The following is a 21,290-nucleotide window of genomic DNA, read 5'->3' on the forward strand; positions in this document are numbered from 1 at the left end:
TGCCGCCCCCGGGCAGTCCCGGGGCGGCGCCGCGCGGCCTCCGTTACGGATTGTTGTTGATCTTGAAGGTGGACGTGGTGTTCCGGATGTCCTGCGCGTTGTCGCTCAGCTTCAGGTGGTTGAACGTCACCTCGCCGACGGCCGGGCCCTGCCCGGGCTCGGACAGCTCATTGGCCCAGATGCCGATGCCGGACTTGGCGTCGAAGGCGTCGCCGCTCTTCTTCGCCCCGCTGATGCTGACGTCGGTGAGCACGCTGTCCTTGATCGGGTACAGCGGCGTACTGCCGTTGTACTTCGTCTGGAACATGATTCCGGAGTACGTCGGATCGGTGATGTCGAGGTCGCTGATCCGGATCCCCTGGAACTCGTACTCGGCGGAGTACATCCACAGCGCCCCGAATGCCTGCGCGCCCCAGAAGTGCCCGCCGGAACGCACCAGGGAGATGCCCTGGAAGTTCGTCGGATCCGCCCCGAAGCCGAGGGCCGGGATCGAGCCGAACTTCAGGGTGGCGATGGTCAGTCCGGGATAGGTGAGCATGTCGGCCGCGTACAGGTTCCGGAACGTGTTGGCGGTGCCTCCGTAGACGGCGAATCCGGCGGCCCGCCAGGTCAGCAGGGCGCTGAGGTTCTCGAAGACGTTGCCGGTCTCGTCCGCGTTGTTGATGTCGGTCGCCGGGAACAGGGCGAAGCTGTCGTCCCCGGTGGAGCGGGCCTCGACGTTGCTGATGGTGTTGTCGCTGCTGCCGTTGGTGAGGTTGATCCCGTCCGCGTACAGGTCGCGGACCCGGGAGTTCTTGATGGTGATGTGGTCGGTGTTGGTGCCCCAGTACAGGCACATCATGTGCTCGACCCACACGTTGTCGATCGTCATGTTGGCGACGTTCGACCAGTTGAAGACCTTGCCGGGGCCGTCGTTGCGCGAGGTGTAGTTGCCGAAGAAGCCGAATCCGGTGAAGGACGAGCCGTTGGCGGAGGACTGGACGTCGAATCCGGCGTCGGTGTTCTCCTGGTCGGGCGGGGTCGCGAACCGGGTGAACCAGGGGCCCGCTCCGACCACCTTCAGGGCCTTGCCGTAAATCTGGAACTTGTTGCTGGTGGCATAGGTGCCGGGTGGCAGGTAGACGCCGACGAGCTTGCCGGTGGTGTCCATCCGCACCTTGTCCAGGGCGTTCTGCACGTCCTGCTGAGCGGTCCCGGCCGGCACGGCATAGGCCGCCGGGTCGGGGTTCGGGGCCTGACCGACCTGCTCCAGGTTGATGAAGTCGATCGCGTACGTGGAGGAGTTCGCGGCGTCCTTCTGGAGCCGGATCGTGCTGCCCGCCTTCACGGTGTCGCCGAGCAGGATGTTGGCCTCGTCGTAGATGTGGCGCGGGCCGCCGGAGCCCGGCGAGTTGTTGGGGCCGGCCTCGGCGCCGTACTGCCACATGTACTTCGAGGTGAGGTCGATGGCCTTGCGGAAGACGCCGTCGACATAGATGTCCAGGTTGGCGCTGGTGCCGCCACCGCCCGCCGAGTCCGGGATGGAGAAGCGCGTCACCAGGCTGTTGGTGTCGGCCCGGGTGGTGAACTGCACATAGTTTCCGGTGGAGTTGAGCACGACGGCCTTGCGCCCCGACGCCTCGCCCGCGAGGTCGCCGACGGTCCGGTTCGGCCCGATCACCTGGGCGCCGCCGCCCGTCACACCGTCCTCCGCCTCATAGGTGTCGTACGGCATGTCGGCGCCGCGTCCGACGAAGAACGCCTGCGAGCTGGTGTTGTTGGCGCGCTTCACCGGCAGTTCGTTGGCGTCGTCCGCGATCACCACCTTCGCCGTGTACTTGCCGTTGGCCGCCGTCCAGCTGCCGAGGCCCACCGGGGACGCGGTGGCTCCGGGTGCGAGCGCGCCGTTGTAGGCGCCGGTCAGCGTCTTCAGCGTGGCGCCCGTGTCGTCGATCAGCGTCAGCGTGATGGCGTGGCTGCCGCCGGCCGAGGCGAGGGTGCCCTGGTTCTTCAGCGTCACCGAGAAGCCAACCGACTGGCCCGCCGAAGGGGCACTCGGCGTCCAGTTGACCCCGGAGGCGACCAGGTCGCTGGAGTCGACCGGCTTGATGACCAGGGGGCTGCCCGTGAAGCTGTTGTTGGTGTCGTTCTGTTCTATGACGGTGTTGTCCGGATCAACGACCGCGCTGAGCGGATAAGTTCCCGCGTCGTGCGTCCCGATGGAGGCGCTCACGGTCCCCGAGGCACCGGCCGCGAGCGCGCCGACGTTCGCGGTGGCCGCCTTGGAGCCGCCGAGCTGGAAGGCGACGGTGGTCGCGGGCGAGGCGCTGGTCCCCTTGTTGTGCACGGTCGCCGACAGCGTCACGGCGTCCGACTCGACCGGCGCGGACGGGCTCGCCGTCAGCGCGGTCACCTCCAGATCCGGGTTGGGCGAAGGCACCCCCACGACCTGGAACTCCGCGATCTGCCCGCCCGTTGCACCGGTGTTGGAGGTGAATTTGAGCTGGACGTCGGCGACACGCGCCGCGACCGGTACGGCCACCGTGTTCCCGCTCGCCGGGTCGAAGGTGTAGTCCTTGGCCGCCACCAGGCTCGTGTACGAGGACGCGCTCTGCTCGCGCCCGAGGACCTCGATGTTCTGCGTCCGCCTGCCCCAGCTGCTGTCCGGGTTGAGCTTCAGGACGACGGTGTTGGTGTCCGCGTTGGCGCCCAGCTTGACGGTGAGGGTGCTCGGGTAGCCGCCCGCCGCGCTCTCCCAGTAGGTCGCCGTGTTGTTGTCGTCGGCGTTCTCGGCGACGAAGGTGAACGTGGAGGACGAGGCCGTGATCGGCTTGCCCACAGCGAGGTTGGACCCGTCCCCGCTCGACGTTCCGTTGCGGGTCACCGAGTTGCTGGCGCCGGACTGGTTGCCCGCCGCGTCCTTGGCCCGCACGTAGTAGGAGACGGTCACCGTGACCGGCTGGCTGTCGGTGTACGTGGTGACGTTGCCCGCCACGCTCTTGAGCAGCTGGTTGTTGGCGTAGATGTCGTATCCGCTGACCCCCACGTTGTCGCTGGAGGCCGTCCAGGTGAGCCTGATCTGCCCGGCGGCCGGCTCGGTGCAGGCGAGAGTGCCGGGCGCGGTCGGAGCCTGGGTGTCGCCCGAACTGCCGTTCCGGGTCACGGTGTTGCTGTTGGCCGACTGGTTGCCGGCCGCGTCCTTCGCTCGCACGTAGTAGGCGACCGTGGCGCTCGCCGGCTGGCTGTCGGTGTACGTGGTGACGTTGCCCGCCACGCTGGTGCGCAGCTCGCCGTTGGCGTAGATGTCGTACCCCGTGACCCCGGTGTTGTCGGTGGCCGCGTCCCAGGCCAGCCGGATCTGACCGGAGGCGGGCTCGGTGTAGGCGAGGTTCTTCGGGGCGCTCGGCGGCTGGGTGTCACCCGTCGCCGGGCCGTAGATCTCCAGCTCGGAGAGCTGGCCGCCGGGCTGCGCGGTGTTGCCGGAGATCAGCACCCGGACGTAGCGCGTCGTGGCCGCGTCGAAGGCGACCGGCACCGTGAGGCCGTTGGCCGCGGTGAAGTCGTAGCCCTGCGAGGCCGTCAGATCGGTGAAGTCGGTGCCGTTGGCGCTGCCCTGGATCTTGAGGGTCTGGGTGCGGGCACCCCAGCCGTCCGGCAGCTTGAGGACCACCTTGTCGACCGGCACGGTCGCGCCCAGGTCGGCCTGGATCCACTGCGGGAAGGCGTTGTTGGCGCTCTCCCAGTAGCTCGCCTTGTCGCCGTCGTTGGCGTTGGCGGCCGCGTAGGTCTGGGTGGTGCTGCTCGCGGTGAGGGTCTTGCCGAGGGCGAGGTTGGTGCTGCTCGGCCCGTCGGCCGCGTGCACTTCGAGCGCGGAGAGCTGGGCCGCCTGCCGGCCGGTGTTCGCCGTGATCTCGATCCGTACGAACCGGGCCCGCGAGGCGGCGAACCCTATCTTCACCGTGTTGCCGGAGCTCTGCGCGAAGCCGTACGCGGCGGAGCCCACCAGCGTGCTGAATGCCGTGCCGTCCGCGCTGCCCTGCACGGACAGCGTCTCCTTGCGGTCGGCCCATGACGCGGGGAGCTTCAGGACGACCTCGGCGATGCTGCTGGTGGCGCCGAGGTCGGCCTGGACCCACTGCGGGAAGGCGCTGCCCGCGCTCTCCCAGTACGTGGCCTGGTCGCCGTCGGTGACGTTCTTGGCGACGTACGGGCCGTTCGCGCCGGATGCCGACGCGGGCTTCTGGGCGGCCAGGTCCGTGGCGCCCGCCGCCGAGGCGGAGAGCGCGGGCCAACCGATCATGAACAGGCTGGTGGCGAGAACCGCGGCGAGCAATCTGACCCGCGTGCGCCATCTCCAACGGTGCGTTCTCATGTGTCCCCGATCTGCGCGACTAGGGGGTGTCCGGTGGGGGTTCGTGCCGCCAGGGCTTCTGGCGACCTGGGTTTCTGCAGCGAAGAGCCACGTAATTTGCGCTGAGCGGTGAGAGAGTTGCAGAGATGTGTCCGAGCGTCCATCCCTACGACCAGCCCGAGAACCCGGCGTCCCGGCCCGCCCGGCGAACCGGAACGATCGCTTTCCTCCCCGTCACTGGCGCGTACTGCGGCTTTCCTGGCAGCACGACAGCAGCCCGCAAGATATCCGCAAACAACGCAAGCGACTTTCGTCGAATCCCGGCGGCATTTACGGAGATCGCACGGTGATCCCGGGGGGATTTCGGGATGCGCTCCGGGCCGTCTAACGTGCCTGTCCATGACCGCCCCACCCACCAGGACCACCCCGCGCCGGCGGCGGCTTGGCTGGCCTCGGCGCGTCTTCTCCCAAGTGCTGCTCATGCAGCTGGCCATCGCCGCCGGAGTCGCCGTGCTCGCGACCGGGCTCTTCCTGGCCCCGCTCAGCGCCCAGCTCGACGACCAGGCCATGCGGCGCGCGCTGGCCATCGCCGCGACCACCGCCGCCCAGCCGCAGGTCGCCGACGACCTGCTCGCCTCGCGGCCGTCCGCCCAGGGGCCGGTGCAGGCGGACGCGGAGCGGATCAGGCAGGCGACGGGCGCCGAATACGTGGTGATCATGGACACCCGCGGGGTGCGCTGGTCGCACACCGACCCCGGCGAGATCGGCCGGGTCGTCTCCACCGACCCGACCGACGCCCTCACGGGCCGCGACGTCATGGAGATCGACAGCGGCACCCTGGGCCGCTCGGCCCGGGGCAAGGTGCCGCTGCGGGACGCCGGCGGCCGGATCGTCGGCGCCGTCTCGGTGGGCATCGAGTACGACAGCGTCCGGGCCCGGCTCCTGAACGCGATCCCGGGCCTGCTCGCCTACGCGGGCGGGGCGCTCGCGGTGGGCGCGCTCGCCGCGTATCTGATCGCGCGGCGCATCCACAAGCAGACCCGTGACCTGGCCTTCTCCGATATTTCGGGGCTGCTCGCCGAGCGCGAGGCCATGCTGCACTCCATCCGCGAAGGCGTGGTCGCGCTCGACCGCGACGGCCGGATCAGGCTGCTCAACGACGAGGCGCAGCGCCTCCTCGGCGTCGGCCCCGAGGCCGGGGGCCGGGCCCTTGACGAGGTGCTCGGCGCGGGGCGTACGACCGATGTGCTCGCCGGCCGGGTCGAGGGCACCGACCTACTGACGGTGCGCGGTCACCGCGTCCTCGTCGCCAACCGGATGCCGACGGACGACGGGGGCGCCGTCGCCACCCTCCGTGACCGCACCGAGCTGGAGCGCCTGGGCCGTGAGCTCGACTCGACGCGGGGCCTGATCGACGCCCTGCGCGCCCAGGACCACGAGCACGCCAACCGCCTGCACACCCTGCTCGGCCTGCTCGAACTGGAGCTGTACGAGGAGGCCGTCGAGTTCATCACCGAGGTCGTCGGGGTGCACCGGGCCACCGCCGAGCAGGTCACCGAGAAGGTCAGGGACCCGCTGCTCGCCGCGGTCCTGGTCGGCAAGGCGACGGTCGCCGCCGAGCGCGCGGTCGCCCTCAGCCTGTCCCCCGCCACCTCGCTGCCGGACCGGCTCGTCGATCCGCGCGGCCTGGTCACGGTCACCGGCAACCTGCTCGACAACGCGCTGGACGCGACGGCCGGGTCGCCCGGCGCCGCGGTCGAGGTGGAGCTGCGCGCCGAGGGACGTACCGTCGTCCTGCGGGTCCGCGACAACGGGCCCGGCATCCCCGCCGAGCAGCGTGAGCTCGTCTTCACCGAGGGCTGGACCACCAAGGAGCCGCCCGCCCACGGCAAGCGGGGGCTCGGTCTCGCGCTGGTCGGCCGGTTCGCGGAGCGGATGGGCGGCAGCGCCCGGGTCGGTACCGGCCCGGACGGCGGAGCGGAGTTCACCGTCGTCCTGCCGGATGCGCTGAGCGAGGCCCTGGAGCAGGAGCTCACTGACGACGGACACTGGAGCAAGGCCGTGGAGGAGGCGCGATGATCGACGTGCTGGTCGTGGACGACGATCCCCGGGTCGCCGACATCAATGCCGCGTACACCGCGAAGGTTCCCGGATTCCGGGTGGTCGCCCAGGCGCATTCGGCCACCGAGGCGCTCGCCCGGATCGTCGAACACCCGGTGGACCTGGTGCTGCTCGACCACCATCTGCCGGACGAGAACGGCCTCGCGTTCGTACGGGAGCTGCGCCGGCTCGGCCACCACACCGACGTGATCATGGTGACCGCGGCCCGCGACGTCGCCACCGTGCAGGCGGCGATGCGCCAGGGCGCACTCCAGTACCTGGTCAAACCGTTCAACTTCGCGGGGCTCCGCACCAAGCTGGAGGCGTACGCCGTGCTGCGCCGCACCCTGGACGGCGGCGGCGAGGCCGAACAGGCGGAGGTGGACCGGATCTTCGGCGCGCTGTCCGTCCCCGCCGAGCCCGACCTCCCCAAGGGCCACTCCCCCACCACCGCCGACCTGCTGCGCAGGGTCCTGAAGGAGGCCGAAGGCCCGCTCTCGGCGCAGGAGATCGCGGAGCGGGCCGGGGTGAGCCGCCAGACAGCCCAGCGCTATCTGAAACTCCTGGAGCGGGCGGGCCGGGTGCGGCTCGGCCTGCGCTACGGCGAGACCGGCCGCCCCGAGCACCGCTACGCGTGGGCGGCCTCGCTGTAGGCACCCCGGGCAGGGGGTTTGAGCTCTGCGGCATTGGCTCTTACGGGTCAGCTCTGCGAGGCCTTCTTCACGAACTCCGTCGTAAAGGTCCCGGACAGATCGACCTTGGCGGACTTGAGGTTGGGATTGAACGCCTTGAGCACCCTCTCGACCGTTTCCGGGCCGTTCTCGGGCATGACGCCATCCTTGGTGAACATCGGCAGCGTGCTCTTGATCGACTGCGCGTACAGAGCCTTGCCGCCCTGCGCGTAGTCCGCGGGCATCTTCGCCGCGATCTCCTCCGCGCTGTGCGCGGACATCCAACGCAACGTCTTCACCAGGGCGTTGACCAGCTTCTGCACCGTCTGCTTGTGGCCGTTCACCCACTCCGTGTTCATGTACAGACTGGACGAGGGGTAGGGACCGCCGAGCGCCTGCTGCGAGCCTTCGGGCGTGCGCATGTCGATCAGGACCTTGCCCAGCTTCTGGTCGACGAGGGTCGCCACCGTCGGGTCGGTGGTCATGCCGCCCTGGATGGAGCCCTGCTTCAGCGCGGCGATGAACGTCTGCCCCGCGCCCACCGCGACGGGCGTGAACTCGCTCGTCTTCACCCCGTCCCGCACGGCGAGGTACTTGGTGAGGAAGTCCGTCGAGGAGCCGAGCCCGGTGACCCCCAGCTTCTTCCCCTTGAAGTCCTTGGGCGAACCGATGCTGCCGGCGGCCTGGTCGGCGACCACCTCCACCTCGCCGGGCGCGTGCGAGAACTGCACCACCGACTCCACCTTCTTGCCCTTGGCCTGGAGGTCGAGCGTGTGGTCGTAGAAGCCGACGGCGCCCTGGACGTCGCCGGAGATCAGCGCGGTCTCGGCCTGCACCCCGGCGGGCTCGGTCAGCAGCTCCACGTCCAGACCCTCGGCCTTGAAGTAGCCGAGCCGCTGGGTCAGCATCGCGGGCAGATAGATGACCTTGTCCAGACCGCCGACCATCACCTTGACCTTGGCCTGTCCGGACGCGCTCTTGGCATCCGAGGCGGAGTCGCCGCCGCATCCGGAGAGCGTCATCAGCAGCGCGACACACAGCCCTCCGGCCAGAACGGCCGAAGGTGCGGGGCGCGGGTTACGGATGGCGGGTCGTCGACAACTGGCGTCAGCTGTACGGAAGTTGGGGTTGCTCGGCATGATCATCACGTCCCTGTGATCATTGTTGCGGTACGGATATGGGGCGCGCGGGAGCCCGTCGGCGCTCGGCGAAGGTCGGCCCTCGGGCCGGTCAGTGTTCGGTGCCCGCCTCGGCCGGGCGCCAGCGGAACAGCCGCCGCTCGGCGAAGGTGAGCAGCCCCTCGGTGAGCAGCGCGACGACCGCGAGGATGGCCATCGCCGCGTACACCCCGGCGGCGTTGAAGGTCCCCTGCGAGGCGGCCACCAGGAGGCCGAGCCCCTTGGTGGCGCCGATGTACTCGCCGACGATCGCGCCGATCAGCGCGAAGCCGAAGCTGACATGGAGGCTGGTGAAGATCCAGGAGGTGGCGGAGGGGATGACCACCTGAAGGGTGACCCGGCGGTTGCTCGCGCCCAGGATGCGGGCGTTGTTCACCAGGTTGCGGTCGACCTCGCGCGCCCCCTGGAAGGCGTTGAAGAAGACCGGGAAGAAGACCAGCACGACGGCGGAGGCGACCTTCGAGGCCGGCCCGAGGCCGAACCAGATCAGGAAGACCGGCGCGAGCACGATGCGCGGAATGGCGTTGAGCACCTTGATGTACGGGCCGAGGACATCGGCGAGGAACCGGATCCGGCCCAGCGTGATGCCGAGCACGACACCCGCCATGACACCCAGGACCCAGCCGAGCAGCGCCTCGTAGAGGGTGTACCAGATCTGTTCCCAGAGCGATCCCTGTGCGGTGCCGTGCACGGCCCACTCGCGGATCTGGTCCCCGATGGCGGACGGCATCGAGAAGTTGAACGGGTCGATGATCTCGGCGCGGGCCAGGATCTCCCAGAGCGCCACGACCAGCGCCAGGAGCAGGACCCGGCTGCCGTGCACCAGGAGTCGGCGGTTGCGGGCGGCACGGGCGCGAGCCTGGCTGCGGGTCCCGGGCTTGGCCCCGAGGGCGGCGACGGTGTCAGGCGACATCGGCGGCACCCCGCTCCCTGGTGATGCGGACCTCTTCGCCGAGCGATTCCCAGATCTCCCGGTAGATCTCGATGAACCGGGGTTCCAGGCGCACCGATTCGACCCTGCGGGGGCGCGGCAGGTCGATGTCGAAGATCCGCTTCACGGTGGCGGGGCCCGCCGTCATCACGACGACCCGGTCGGCGAGCGCGATGGACTCCTCCAGGTCGTGCGTGACGAACACGACGGAGGCTCCGGTGCCGGACCACAGGTCGAGGAGCTCGTCCGACATCAGGGCCCTGGTCTGCACGTCGAGGGCCGAGAACGGCTCGTCCATCAGCAGGATCCGGGGGTCGTTGACGAAGGTCGCGGCCAGCGCGACGCGCTTGCGCTGGCCGCCCGAGAGCTGGTGCGGATAGCGGTCCTCGAACGCCGACAGGCCGACCCTGGCCAGCCAGGCACGAGCCGCCTCCTTCGCCTCGGCCTTGGGTACGCCGCGGAAACGCGGGCCCGCCATGACGTTGGAGAGCACGGTGCGCCAAGGGAAGACGGCGTCCTGCTGGAAGACGAAACCGACCTTGTCGCCGATGCCCTCGACCGGCTCCCCGGCCACCAGGACCTCGCCCTCGGTGGGCTCCTCCAGGCCGCTGACCAGGGTCAGCGTGGTCGATTTGCCGCAGCCGGTGGGGCCGACGACGGCCACGAACTCGCCCTGCCGCACGGTCAGATCGAGCTCCCGCACGGCGGTGTGCAGCGTCCCCGACGGCGTACGGAACGCCTTGCCGGCGCCCCTCAGCTCGATGGCGGGGTTGGTGTCTGTGTTCATGGAGCGGGACCGTAGATGCGGCCCGCGCCATGGCGTCAGCCTTGTGGTCTCAAGACACACTTCTGCTCGCAAACCCCTGTTGTGCTCGTTTTGCGCGCGATACAACTGCGGGGTTCGAAGAGCGGGCACGGAGGAGGAGACTGTCTTGATCGACGTCCTGGTCGTGGACGACGACTTCCGTGTCGCTGAGATCAACGCGGCGTACGTCGGGAAGGTTCCCGGGTTCCGGGTCGCGGCGCGGGCGCACAACGCCGCCCAGGCGCTGGCCACGCTGGAACGCCACCCCATCGACCTCGTCCTGCTCGACCACTTCCTGCCCGACGAGACCGGGCTCAGCCTGGTCCGCCGGATGCGTCAGCAGGGCCACCACACCGACGTGATCATGGTGACGTCGGCGAGCGACGTGGCGACCGTCCAGGCCGCGATGCGCCACGGCGCCCTGCACTACCTGGTCAAGCCGTTCACCTTCGCCGGGCTCCGGGCCAAACTCGACTCGTACGCGACCCTGCGGCGCACGGTGGACCGGGCCGCGGGGACGGTCGGCGGCGGGCCAGCCGCCCAGGACCAGGAGCAGGTCGACCGGATCTTCGCGGCCCTGCGCACCGGGCTGCCCAGCCGCCACTCGGTGCCGACCGCGGAGCTCATCCGCGACGTGCTGCACACCGCGGACCACCCGCTCTCCGCCCACGAGGTCGCCGACCGGACCGGCCTGAGCCGCTCCACCGCCCAGCGCTATCTCCGTCTCCTGGAACAGTCCGGCCGCCTCCGTCTGACCCTGCGGTACGGAGAGACGGGACGCCCGGAACATCGGTACGCATGGATGGTGTGAGGCTCAACTCCCCTTTGCACAAGCAGAGTTGACTCACGCCGCACCCGGAGTCGGCGCGGGGACGGGGGCTACACCGCGCCCGCCCCCGTCAGGGCCCGCACCTCCGCCTCCGCGTTCTTCGCCTCGTCCGGCATTTCGCGTGAGGTCACCGCGCCGAGCCAGCCCGCGACGAATCCCAGCGGGATGGAGACGAGCCCCGGGTTCTGCAGCGGGAAGAACTGGAAGTCCACGTCGGGGAAGAGGGATTCGGGGCTGCCGGAGACCACGGGCGAGACCAGCACCAGGACCAGCGCCGGGACCAAGCCGCCGTAGACCGACCACACGGCGCCCCGCGTCGTGAAGTTCCGCCAGAACAGCGAGTACAGCAGCACCGGAAGGTTCGCGGAGGCGGCCACCGCGAAGGCCAGGCCGACCAGGAAGGCCACATTGAGGTCCCGGGCGAGGAGGCCGAGGGCGATGGCCGCCGCCCCGATCCCCACCGCCGCGACGCGCGCGACCGCCACCTCGCTGCGCTGCTTGGCGTGCCGGCGCCGGAGCGAGGCGTACAGGTCGTGGGCGACGGACGCCGAGGACGCGAGGGTGATGCCCGCGACCACGGCGAGGATCGTGGCGAAGGCGACGGCGGCGACCACGGCGAAGAGAACCGTTCCGCCTGTGGAACCGGCGCCCCCGCCCAGGTGGTGGGCGAGCAGGGCGACGGCCGTGTTCCCAGCCGGATTCGAGGCCTTGACCTCGGCCGAGCCGACCAGCGCGGCCGCGCCGAAGCCGAGCACGATCGTCATCAGGTAGAAGCCCCCGATGAGGCCGATGGACCAGACGACCGAGCGGCGGGCGGCCCGCGCGGTCGGCACGGTGTAGAAGCGCGAGAGGATGTGCGGCAGTCCGGCCGTGCCGAGGACCAGGGCGAGCCCCAGGCTGATGAAGTCGAACCGCGCCGTCCAGTCCCCGCCGTACTTGAGGCCGGGTGAGAGGAACTCCTTTCCGTGGCCGCTGCGTTCGGCCGCCGAGTTCAGCAGCAGGTTGATGTCGCCGTGGAAGCGCAGCAGCACCAGCACGGTGAGGGTGATCGTGCCGGCCAGGAGCAGGACGGCCTTCACGATCTGGATCCAGGTGGTGGCCCGCATCCCGCCGAGCGACACATAGACCACCATCAGGGCGCCGACCCCGACGACCGTCCAGCTCCGCGCGGCGTCGCTGGTGCCGCCGAGCAGCAGGGCGACCAGGCTCCCCGCGCCGACCATCTGCGCCACCAGATAGAGAACGGACACGGTGACCGAAGAAGTTCCCGCCGCGATCCTCACCGGGCGCTCGCTCATCCGGGCCGCGACCACGTCGGCCAGGGTGAACCTGCCGCAGTTGCGGACCAGTTCGGCGACCAGGAGCAGCACCACCAGCCAGGCGACGAGGAAGCCCACGGAGTACAGCATTCCGTCGTAGCCGTAGAGCGCGATCAGTCCGGAGATGCCGAGGAAGGAGGCGGCCGACATGTAGTCGCCCGCGATGGCAAAACCATTCTCCATGGGCGAGAACAGGCGCCCGCCGGTGTAGAACTCCTCGGCCGAGCCGCGCCGGTTCCGGCTCACCCAGGTGGTGATGGCGAGCGTCGCCGCCACGAACGCGCTGAAGAGGAGCAGCGCCAGAGTCTGTTGGTCCCCGCCGACGATCACTTGTTGGTCCCCCGTGTCGTTCCCCGTCCGCCGATCCCCCGGGGCCCGCGCCCCTGTTCGGCCTGCTGGTTCGGTCCGCTGTGCTGCTGATTGTTCTGTTGGTTCTGCTCGAACACGACCCAGCGCAGCTCCAGTGCGGCCCGGTCCCGGCGCAGCCGCGCATGGCGCGCGTACGCCCAGGTCAGCAGGAAGGTGGTGAGGAACTGGGCCAGCCCCGCGACCATCGCCACGTTCACCGCGCCGACCACCGGGCGGGCCATGAGGCCGGGGGCGCTGACCGCGGTGATCACATAGGCCAAGTACCAGGCGAAGAAGGCGAGGGCGGCCGGGACGACGAAGCGGCGGTAGCGACGGCGCACCTCCTGGAAGGCGGCGCTGCGGTGCACTTCGAGATAGATCTCGGCCGGGCTGAGCCGTTCGCCGTCGTCATGCTGTACGGGCACGGTCGCGGGCACCGTCTCGCCGTCCACCTCGCCCCACCCGGAGGCGAGGGCGTCGTACCAGGGGTCGTCGATCCGCGCCTCCGCGGGATCACGCCCTTCCTGTTTCTCCACCGCACAACTCTCCTTGCCCACAGCCCCGTTCGGCCGCGTGGCCCAAGGATGGGCAGAGGGGCGAGCTCTGGACTCTCCTATGCCCCCGCTTCACTCCATTAGGTGATGGCGGGGCCTCAGGAGACCCCTAGCCGCGCGGTAGCTGAGCGAGGCCGTGCAGGTAGGCGTACCGCATGGCCTGCGCCCGGTCGCGCACCCCGGTCTTGCCGAAGATGTTGTTGATGTGCGTCTTCACGGTGGCTGTCGAGATGTGCAGGGCCCGCGAGATCTCGAGGTTGGACATCCCTTCGGCAACCAGCCCCAGCACCTCGCCCTCGCGCACGGTGAGCCCGTCGGGCAGCTCGGCCGACGCGGAAGGGACGGGCGGAGGCGCGGTCACCCGTTCCAGGAGCCGGCGCTGTACGGCGGGGGCGAGCCCGGCCTGCCCGGCCAGCACGTCCTCTATCGACTTGACGATCTCCTCGCCCCCGGCGTCCTTGGTGAGATAGCCCCGCGCTCCGGCTTGCAGGGCCGGGAAGAGCGAGTCGTCGTCCGCGTACGTCGTCAGGATCACCACCTCGGTGCCGGGATGCCCGGCCCGGATGCGGCGGGTCGCCTCGACCCCGTCGCAGCGCGGCATGCGCAGGTCCATCAGGACGATGTCCGGAGCCAGTTCGGCCGTGAGGGCGACCGCCTCCTCGCCGTCCCGTGCCGATCCGACGACCTCGATGCCGGGCAGCAGCCCGAGCAGCATCACGATTCCCTCGCGCACCACGGACTGGTCGTCGGCCACGACCACCCTGATCGTCCCCCGTGCCCCGCGCCCGCTCCCGGTCATGCGGGCACCCTCAGTCTCACCACGAAGCCCTCCTCGTCCGGCCCGGCCTCCAGCGTCCCGCCGAGCAGTTCGGCGCGCTCCCTCATCCCCAGCAAACCGTATCCGGAACCACTGACAGCGAGCTCGCCCGCCCGCTTGCTCCCGCCCGAATCCCGTACCTCCAGGGCCACTTCGTCCGGCAGGTATTCCAGCCGTACGGCGACGACCGCGCCCGGCGCGTGCTTGCGCACATTCGTCAGGGCCTCCTGGGCAACTCTGCGCACGGCCTGCGAGGCCTCCGCGGGCAGCGCCCTGCGCTCCCCCTCCACCTGCACCCGGGCGCCCGGAGCGAGCCCCGTCCCGGCTCCGGATGCCTCGATCAGGGTGTGCAGGAAGTCCTCCACCGGGGTCATCTCGCCGCGCAGCGCGGACAGCGCCTGGCGGGTCTCGGCCAGGCCCTCCCGCGCCATGCCCCGGGCGGCCACCACCCGTTCGAGGATCTTCTCCCGGAACTCTCCGGGCGGCTCCCGCTCGATCAGCAGCCGCGCCGCCTCCAGGTGCACCAGCTGCGCGGAGAGGCTGTGCGCCAGTACGTCGTGGATCTCGCGGGCGATCCTGGCCCGCTCGCCCAGCGCGGCCGACTGCGCCTCGGCGGCCCGCGCGGCCCGCTCCTGGGAGAGCAGCCGCTGGGCGTTGCCCCGGGCCTCGGCATCGAGGCGCAGCACATATCCGGCGAGCCCGAGCCCCGCCGCGGTCACCGCCGTGGTCAGCCAGTTGTCGTTGTTGACCAGGCTGTACGCGGCCAGTGCCACCACCGTGCACGGCACGGCGGCGCCCAGCGGCAGCCGTTCAAGGGCGGTCACCGCGCAGCCGCACCACAGAACCAGCGCGAGCACCGGCCAGCCCGCCGCCCCGGCGCCGGCGGCGGCTCCCATCACCAGCACGAGCGTGGCCAGCGAGGGCCAGAGCCGGTGCTCCAGGGTGAACCGGAAGAACACCCGGGCCAGCAGGACGCAGCCCAGCACGAGCGCCACGCCCGCCGCCCAGGTCCACGCCCGGTTCCCCGGGCCCTGCTTGCTGCTGAACGTGGACCAGAGCAGCCCGCCGAACACCACGGCCCTGATGCCCCGGGCGAGATTGCGTCTGGCACGGGTCAGGCCCTCGCGGGAGAGTGCTTCCCGCGAAGGCCAGCTGAGCCAGGTCTCCAGGGTCACACGCGGTCCTTCCACACCTGCTGGGCGGGGCTTGCGGCAGCAACACCGTACGACGCGAGGGCCGGGCGGGCCCGCCACATCAGGATGGCGCCGCGGACGAGCAGGGAGGCGGCCAGCGCGACCAGGATGGCGCCGGTGCCCATGTGGATCCCGGCCAGCGCGCCGAGGGCCGCGAGCCCCACGCGCAGGGCGATGCCCAGGACCCAGATCCCGGCGGTGGCCTTGGTGCCGCGGGACCACACCGTGCCGTCCGGCTCGGTCCATATCCTCGACGTCCAGGCCCAGCCGACGCCCATGAGCACGCCGGTCACGAGCTCGGCGCCGAGCAGGGCCATCGAGCCGGCCTGGTGGTGCTGGTCGATGAGGCCGCCGTCCTTCACCGCGAAGAACACCAGGACGGCGGGAATGAGCCACCACTTCCTTCCGTCGCCGCCCAGCTGCTGCGGCTTGAACTGGCGGACCAGGATCAGCGCCACCACCTCGACTGCCACCAGCACGTTGAAGAGCGCGGACATCGAAGCCTCCGGACTACGAGAAGACGAGAAGACAGGAACACGGGAATCGGACTGCCTGTACGTCTACGAAGTTACGGAAACGACCTGGTCAGAGGCATCGGACCAGGGGTGGATCGCGGGTGGAGGTTTCCTCTCCACCCATGGGTGGAGACGACGGACGCCGGCCCGGGGAACTCCCGGACCGGCGTTCGTCAGACCCGGCTCACGCGTCGATGCGGGAGCGGTCCAGGGTGGCGGCGGAGCTGGTGATGAACTCCTTGCGCGGCGCGACCTCGTTGCCCATCAGCAGGTCGAAGACCTGCTCGGAGGCCTCCAAGTCGCCGATGTTGATCCGGCGCAGGGTGCGGAACCGCGGGTCCATCGTGGTCTCGGCCAGCTGGTCGGCGTCCATCTCGCCGAGGCCCTTGTAGCGCTGGATGGTGTCCTTGTAGCGGACGCCCTTGCGCTGGAACTCGAGCAGCGTGGTGCGCAGTTCGCTGTCCGAGTACGTGTACACGTACTTGTCCTGGCCCTTCTTGGGCTGGACCAGCTCGATCCGGTGCAGCGGCGGCACCGCGGCGAAGACCCGGCCCGCCTCGACCATCGGGCGCATGTAGCGCTGGAAGAGGGTCAGCAGCAGGATCCGGATGTGCGCGCCGTCGACATCGGCGTCGACGAGCAGCACGATCTTGCCGTACCGCGCCGCGTCGATGTCGAAGGTCCGGCCCGAGCCCGCCCCTATGACCTGGATGATCGCGCCGCACTCCGCGTTCTTCAGCATGTCGGAGACCGACGCCTTCTGAACGTTGAGGATCTTGCCGCGGATCGGCAGCAGCGCCTGGAACTCGGAGTTCCGCGCGAGCTTGGCGGTGCCGAGCGCCGAGTCTCCCTCGACGATGAACAGCTCGCTGCGCTCCACGTCGTCGCTGCGGCAGTCGGCCAGCTTGGCCGGCAGCGAGGAGGACTCCAGCGCCGTCTTGCGGCGCTGCGCCTCCTTGTGCTGGCGGGCCGCGATGCGGGTGCGGGCGGCCGCGACGATCTTGTCGAGGACGGCCCTTGCCTGGGCCTTCGCGTCACGCTTGGTGGAGGTCAGGAACTCCTTGAGCTCCTTGGCGACCACGTTGGCGACGATCCGGTTGGCCGCGGACGTGCCCAGGACCTCCTTGGTCTGGCCCTCGAACTGCGGCTCGGCGAGTCTCACGGTGACGACCGCGGTGAGCCCCTCCAGGGCGTCGTCCTTGACGACGTCGTCCTCGGCGACCCGCAGCATCTTGGCGGAGCGGAGCACCTCGTTGACGGTCTTGGTGACCGAGCGCTCGAAGCCGGTGACGTGGGTGCCGCCCTTGGGGGTGGCGATGATGTTCACGAACGACTTGAGGTTGGTGTCGTACCCGGTGCCCCAGCGCAGCGCGATGTCCACGGCCAGCTCCCGGGTGACCTCGGTGGGCGTCATGTGGCCGCGGTCGTCGAGGACCGGGACGGTCTCCTTGAAGGTGCCCGAGCCGGACAGGCGCAGCACGTCGTTGACGGCCTTGTCCTGGGCCAGGTACTCGCAGAACTCGCTGATCCCGCCGTCGAAGCGGAAGGTCTCCTCGGTCTTGCCCTCGCCGTCGAGGCCGCGCTCGTCGCGCACGACGATGGTCAGGCCCGGCACCAGGAACGCCGTCTGGCGGGCCCGCTGGTAGAGCGTGTCCAGGGAGAGCTTGGCGTCCTTGAGGAAGATCTGGCGGTCGGCCCAGTAGCGGATGCGGGTGCCGGTGCGGCCCTTGGGCACGCGCTTGCCCTTGAGCAGCCCGCTGCCCGGGTCGAAGGGCGCGTCGGGGCCCTGCTCGGTGAAGATGCCGGGCACGCCCCGGCGGAAGCTGATCGAGTGCGTGGTGGTGCGGTCGACCTCGATGTCGAGGCGGGCCGAGAGCGCGTTCACCACGGAGGCGCCGACGCCGTGCAGGCCGCCGGATGCGGCATAGGAGCCGCCGCCGAACTTTCCGCCGGCGTGCAGCTTGGTCATGACGACCTCGACGCCCGAGAGCCCGGTCTTGGGCTCGACGTCGACGGGGATGCCCCGGCCGTTGTCGCGCACCTCCACGGAGGCGTCGTCGTGCAGGATCACTTCGATGTGGTCGCAGTAGCCGCCCAGGGCCTCGTCGACGGAGTTGTCGATGATTTCCCAGAGGCAGTGCATCAGACCGCGGCTGTCCGTCGACCCGATGTACATGCCGGGTCGCTTACGGACCGCTTCGAGGCCTTCGAGTACGAGCAGATGCCGAGCGGTGTAGTTGGAGCCGTCGCGGTCTGCCCCGCTCAGCAGCGCAGTGGACGGAACGGACGTCTCGGCGGTCACGCAGTTCGCTCCTCGCTGAATTTCAATTGCGCCCCTGGTGGGTAAGGGGTCGGCGTCGGTCGCCGGTCTGAGGGTACCGAGGCCTGGTAGAGCCGTTGTAACGCCACCCTCGCGAATCCTCATGCTAGTCCAGCGTCGCAAACATGTTCGATCCCTCGTGGGGGTGATGCGGATATCACGTTCCCATTCAGGCATGAACCATTTAGGCTCCGGGCACGTCCTCATGAACAACCGGCAACCCCGCCGGGAGGGCCAAACGAGACAAGCAACGCGAAACCCGTAAAGCTCCGCAATACGGCTCATTCGCCGCCAACCGGCAGCAGACAGCCACCTTGACCAAGAACTTTCGAGGAAAAGCCACGAGCGGGAACGTTTTCGGCCTGGTTGGATGTTGACCCTGGTACGACAGCTCGTCGAGCTAGAGAAGAGGCGACGTGACTACTGTTCTGACCCCCGCGAGCCCCCTGACGGCCGCCGACCGTTGCGACCGCTGCGGCGCACAGGCCTACCTTCGCGTAGTCCTGACCAGCGGCGGCGAGCTGCTCTTCTGCGCTCATCACGGACGTAAGTTCGAGCCGGAACTGAAGAAGATCGCCGCTGACATACAGGACGAGACGGACCGCCTCACGGCGGTGCCCGAGTCCGCAGGCGACGAGGATCACTGAGACCTCGCATCACGACGAGCCAGGGCCGGTCCAGGACCGGCGACGGGCGGTCGCTCCCCGTGCAGGGGGAGCGACCGCCTGTTCTCATGTCCGGCCGGCTCTCCTGTCGCTCAGTCGGTGGCGGGCCTGGCCACGCCTGACACCCGCGTGTACACCCCGGGGCTGTCGGCCCGTCCGCAGCCGTTGCCCCAGGAGACCAGGCCGATGAGCCGACCCTGGGCCACCAGCGGGCCACCGCTGTCGCCCTGACAGGCGTCGTAGCCGCCCCTGGGGTCGCCCGCGCAGAGCATGGTGGTCGCCTCGTACGTCCCGTCCGAGTTCGGCGGGTAGGCGCGCGCACAGGCCCCGTCGTCCAACACCGTGACGGGGGCGGCACGCAGCGCCGTCGGGTACTTGCCGCCGCCCGTCGTGTCGCCCCAGCCGTAGACCGTGGCCCGGACGCCCGGCTTGTACGCCGCGTCCCCCGCCGGCGCCGTGGGGATCACGTACGAGGCGGGCAACGGGGTTGCCAGGGTCAGCACCGCCATGTCGCCCACGTTGGTCCCCGCGTCGTAGCCCGGGTTGACCCACGTGGCGCTCACCCGGATCTCCTGGCCGGCGTTCGAACGCAGCTCGGTGCGGCCCGCGATCACCTTGAGGTCCCGTACCTGGGACACGTCCACGCCCAGGACGTCGTGGCGCAGGCAGTGCGCGGCCGTCAGGACCGTGGTGGGCGAGACCACCGCGCCCCCGCAGAACTGGCCCGCACGCGTACCTCCGAACCGGTCACGGCTGGACAGCGCCACCACCCAGGGGCTGTCCGAGATCTCGACCCGCTGCCCGCCGATGACGACCTCATCGGCGGCCGCGAGCGGCGGCACCCCCAGTCCGGTGGCCGCAAGGGCGGCCGCCCCTGTGACGGCTCGGGCGAAACAGCGGCGCATAGGGTCTCCTGACTCTCGGTGACACAGGCACACCCAGCGTCATTCAGTGAGCCGCGCCCCGCACCCGCGGATACGCCCGAGGGCCCGGCCTCCCAAAGGAGACCGGGCCCTCGACGACGTACGACCGCGACCTAGTCGAGGTAGTCGCGCAGCACCTGCGAGCGCGACGGGTGGCGCAGCTTCGACATGGTCTTGGACTCGATCTGGCGGATCCGCTCGCGGGTCACGCCGTAGACCTTGCCGATCTCGTCCAGCGTCTTCGGCTGGCCGTCCGTGAGGCCGAAGCGCATGGAGACCACGCCCGCCTCACGCTCGGAGAGGGTGTCGAGCACCGAGTGCAGCTGCTCCTGGAGGAGCGTGAAGCTGACCGCGTCGGCCGGGACGACCGCCTCGGAGTCCTCGATGAGGTCACCGAACTCGCTGTCGCCGTCCTCACCCAGGGGCGTGTGCAGCGAGATGGGCTCACGGCCGTACTTCTGGACCTCGATGACCTTCTCAGGGGTCATGTCGAGCTCCTTGGCCAGCTCCTCCGGGGTGGGCTCGCGGCCCAGGTCCTGGAGCATCTGGCGCTGGACGCGCGCGAGCTTGTTGATGACCTCGACCATGTGCACCGGGATACGGATGGTGCGGGCCTGGTCGGCCATGGCGCGGGTGATCGCCTGACGGATCCACCAGGTGGCGTACGTGGAGAACTTGTAGCCCTTGGTGTAGTCGAACTTCTCGACCGCGCGGATCAGACCGAGGTTGCCCTCCTGGATGAGGTCCAGGAAGAGCATGCCGCGGCCGGTGTAGCGCTTGGCCAGCGAGACCACCAGACGGAGGTTGGCCTCCAGGAGGTGGTTCTTGGCGCGCCGGCCGTCCTCGGCGATGATCTCCAGCTCGCGCTTGAGCTTCGGCGCCAGCTTGTCGGCGTTCGCCAGCTTGTCCTCGGCGAACAGGCCGGCCTCGATGCGCTTGGCGAGCTCGACCTCCTGCTCGGCGTTGAGGAGCGGGACCTTGCCGATCTGCTTCAGGTAGTCCTTGACCGGGTCGGCGGTGGCTCCGGCGACCGCGACCTGCTGGGCCGGAGCGTCGTCCTCGTCCTCGTCGGACAGGACGAAGCCCTTGCTCTCGCCCTCGGGCTCCTCGTCGTCACCCTTGCCGGGCGCGGCGTCCTCAAGGAGCTCGTCGCCCTCGACGACCTCTTCGTCGTCGCCCTTCTTGGCGGCGGTCTTCTTCGCCGCGGTCTTCTTGGCCACCGTCTTCTTGGCGGCGGTCTTCTTGACGGCCGCCTTCTTGGCGACGGCCTTCCTGGGGGCGTCCTCGGCCTCGTCCGCCGATACGTCCACGGTCTCGGCCGGGGCCGCGGAGGCGGCGACGGTCCTGGTGGTGGTCACGGTCGTCTTGGCCGCGACCGTCTTGGTGGCGGTGCGCTTCGCCGGGCTCTTCGCTGCGACGCTCTTGCGTGTGCGCTTCGGTGATTCCGCGGCACTGACCATCAGCGTCACACCCTCTTCCTCGAGGATCTGGTTGAGGCTGCGCAGAACATTCTTCCACTGGGTCGGCGGAATCTGGTCGGCTTCGAAGGCCCGACGCACGTCATCGCCGGCGATCTGTCCATCAGCCTTTCCCCGCTCGATGAGCGCCATCACAGACTCGGACTCGGCGATCTCCGGCGGGAGCGTACGGGATGTGCTGGCCGACACGAACAACCTCTCGAAACGATGGAAAACGGCTTCCGGCCCCGCCCAGGATCGGGCCGGAGCCGACGACCACCGGCTGGGAATGTGCCGGGGGCGCGGGCTGAACCTCGGAGCTGCACAGCGCCACG

Annotated in this window: 16 protein-coding genes; 4 read left to right on the forward strand and 12 right to left on the reverse strand. The window is 69.8% G+C overall.

The window, feature by feature from the left end; all coding sequences use genetic code 11:
* Positions 1–43: 43 nt before the first annotated feature.
* Entirely contained in the window at positions 44–4,351 is a 4,308-nt protein-coding gene (locus tag OHA17_RS10510; RefSeq protein WP_406506100.1) for a discoidin domain-containing protein, read from the reverse strand.
* A gap of 378 nt (positions 4,352–4,729) precedes the next feature.
* Between OHA17_RS10510 and OHA17_RS10515 the strand changes: the two genes are divergently transcribed.
* Both OHA17_RS10515 and OHA17_RS10520 read left to right on the forward strand, forming a co-directional pair.
* Positions 4,730–6,409 carry an ATP-binding protein gene (locus OHA17_RS10515; protein ID WP_406506102.1) on the forward strand — a complete coding sequence of 560 codons (1,680 nt, stop codon included), beginning with the start codon at positions 4,730–4,732 and terminating at the stop codon, positions 6,407–6,409.
* Positions 6,406–7,083, forward strand: coding sequence for a response regulator (locus OHA17_RS10520; protein WP_398879922.1), 678 nt, complete (start codon positions 6,406–6,408; stop codon positions 7,081–7,083). The genes OHA17_RS10515 and OHA17_RS10520 overlap by 4 nt, the downstream gene beginning before the upstream one ends.
* Before the next feature lie 47 nt (positions 7,084–7,130).
* Here OHA17_RS10520 and OHA17_RS10525 read toward each other — a convergent pair whose 3' ends face one another.
* From OHA17_RS10525 to OHA17_RS10535, 3 genes are all read right to left on the reverse strand, one after another.
* The gene (locus OHA17_RS10525; protein ID WP_406506104.1) at positions 7,131–8,123 is read right to left on the reverse strand and encodes an ABC transporter substrate-binding protein; all 993 of its coding nucleotides are present in this window, start codon (positions 8,121–8,123) and stop codon (positions 7,131–7,133) included.
* A 208-nt stretch (positions 8,124–8,331) separates the two neighbouring features.
* Complete coding sequence (locus tag OHA17_RS10530; RefSeq protein WP_406506106.1) at positions 8,332–9,192, reverse strand: ABC transporter permease; 861 nt, start codon at positions 9,190–9,192, stop codon at positions 8,332–8,334.
* On the reverse strand, positions 9,182–9,997 hold the full coding sequence (locus OHA17_RS10535; protein WP_406506108.1) for an ABC transporter ATP-binding protein: 816 nt from the start codon (positions 9,995–9,997) through the stop codon (positions 9,182–9,184). Before OHA17_RS10535 ends, OHA17_RS10530 begins: the two co-directional genes overlap by 11 nt.
* A gap of 145 nt (positions 9,998–10,142) precedes the next feature.
* Between OHA17_RS10535 and OHA17_RS10540 the strand changes: the two genes are divergently transcribed.
* Positions 10,143–10,826: a response regulator gene (locus OHA17_RS10540; protein ID WP_406506109.1), complete on the forward strand. Its 684-nt coding sequence runs from the start codon at positions 10,143–10,145 to the stop codon at positions 10,824–10,826.
* A gap of 68 nt (positions 10,827–10,894) precedes the next feature.
* Here the strand turns inward: OHA17_RS10540 and OHA17_RS10545 are convergent, their stop codons facing one another.
* From OHA17_RS10545 to OHA17_RS10570, 6 genes are all read right to left on the reverse strand, one after another.
* The gene (locus tag OHA17_RS10545; RefSeq protein WP_406506111.1) at positions 10,895–12,493 is read right to left on the reverse strand and encodes a cation acetate symporter; all 1,599 of its coding nucleotides are present in this window, start codon (positions 12,491–12,493) and stop codon (positions 10,895–10,897) included.
* A complete protein-coding gene (locus OHA17_RS10550; protein WP_406506113.1) occupies positions 12,490–13,047 on the reverse strand; it encodes a DUF485 domain-containing protein in 558 nt (185 codons plus the stop codon). Before OHA17_RS10550 ends, OHA17_RS10545 begins: the two co-directional genes overlap by 4 nt.
* Positions 13,048–13,174: 127 nt before the next feature.
* Positions 13,175–13,864 carry a response regulator gene (locus OHA17_RS10555; protein WP_406506115.1) on the reverse strand — a complete coding sequence of 230 codons (690 nt, stop codon included), beginning with the start codon at positions 13,862–13,864 and terminating at the stop codon, positions 13,175–13,177.
* Positions 13,861–15,057 (reverse strand): sensor histidine kinase, encoded by a 1,197-nt coding sequence (locus OHA17_RS10560; protein ID WP_406506117.1) that lies wholly within the window; start codon positions 15,055–15,057, stop codon positions 13,861–13,863. The genes OHA17_RS10555 and OHA17_RS10560 overlap by 4 nt, the downstream gene beginning before the upstream one ends.
* Positions 15,054–15,572: a DUF1453 domain-containing protein gene (locus tag OHA17_RS10565; protein WP_406506119.1), complete on the reverse strand. Its 519-nt coding sequence runs from the start codon at positions 15,570–15,572 to the stop codon at positions 15,054–15,056. Before OHA17_RS10565 ends, OHA17_RS10560 begins: the two co-directional genes overlap by 4 nt.
* A gap of 202 nt (positions 15,573–15,774) precedes the next feature.
* On the reverse strand, positions 15,775–17,892 hold the full coding sequence (locus OHA17_RS10570; RefSeq protein WP_406506121.1) for a type IIA DNA topoisomerase subunit B: 2,118 nt from the start codon (positions 17,890–17,892) through the stop codon (positions 15,775–15,777).
* A 434-nt stretch (positions 17,893–18,326) separates the two neighbouring features.
* Between OHA17_RS10570 and OHA17_RS10575 the strand changes: the two genes are divergently transcribed.
* Positions 18,327–18,557 (forward strand): hypothetical protein, encoded by a 231-nt coding sequence (locus tag OHA17_RS10575; protein ID WP_120720925.1) that lies wholly within the window; start codon positions 18,327–18,329, stop codon positions 18,555–18,557.
* A gap of 110 nt (positions 18,558–18,667) precedes the next feature.
* Here the strand turns inward: OHA17_RS10575 and OHA17_RS10580 are convergent, their stop codons facing one another.
* Complete coding sequence (locus tag OHA17_RS10580; RefSeq protein WP_406506123.1) at positions 18,668–19,480, reverse strand: S1 family peptidase; 813 nt, start codon at positions 19,478–19,480, stop codon at positions 18,668–18,670.
* A 131-nt stretch (positions 19,481–19,611) separates the two neighbouring features.
* Positions 19,612–21,165 carry an RNA polymerase sigma factor gene (locus OHA17_RS10585; protein WP_053725543.1) on the reverse strand — a complete coding sequence of 518 codons (1,554 nt, stop codon included), beginning with the start codon at positions 21,163–21,165 and terminating at the stop codon, positions 19,612–19,614.
* Positions 21,166–21,290: the final 125 nt, after the last annotated feature.

Origin of the sequence: Streptomyces sp. NBC_00212, assembly GCF_045206365.1 — a bacterium.
Classification (GTDB): Bacteria; Actinomycetota; Actinomycetes; order Streptomycetales; family Streptomycetaceae; genus Streptomyces.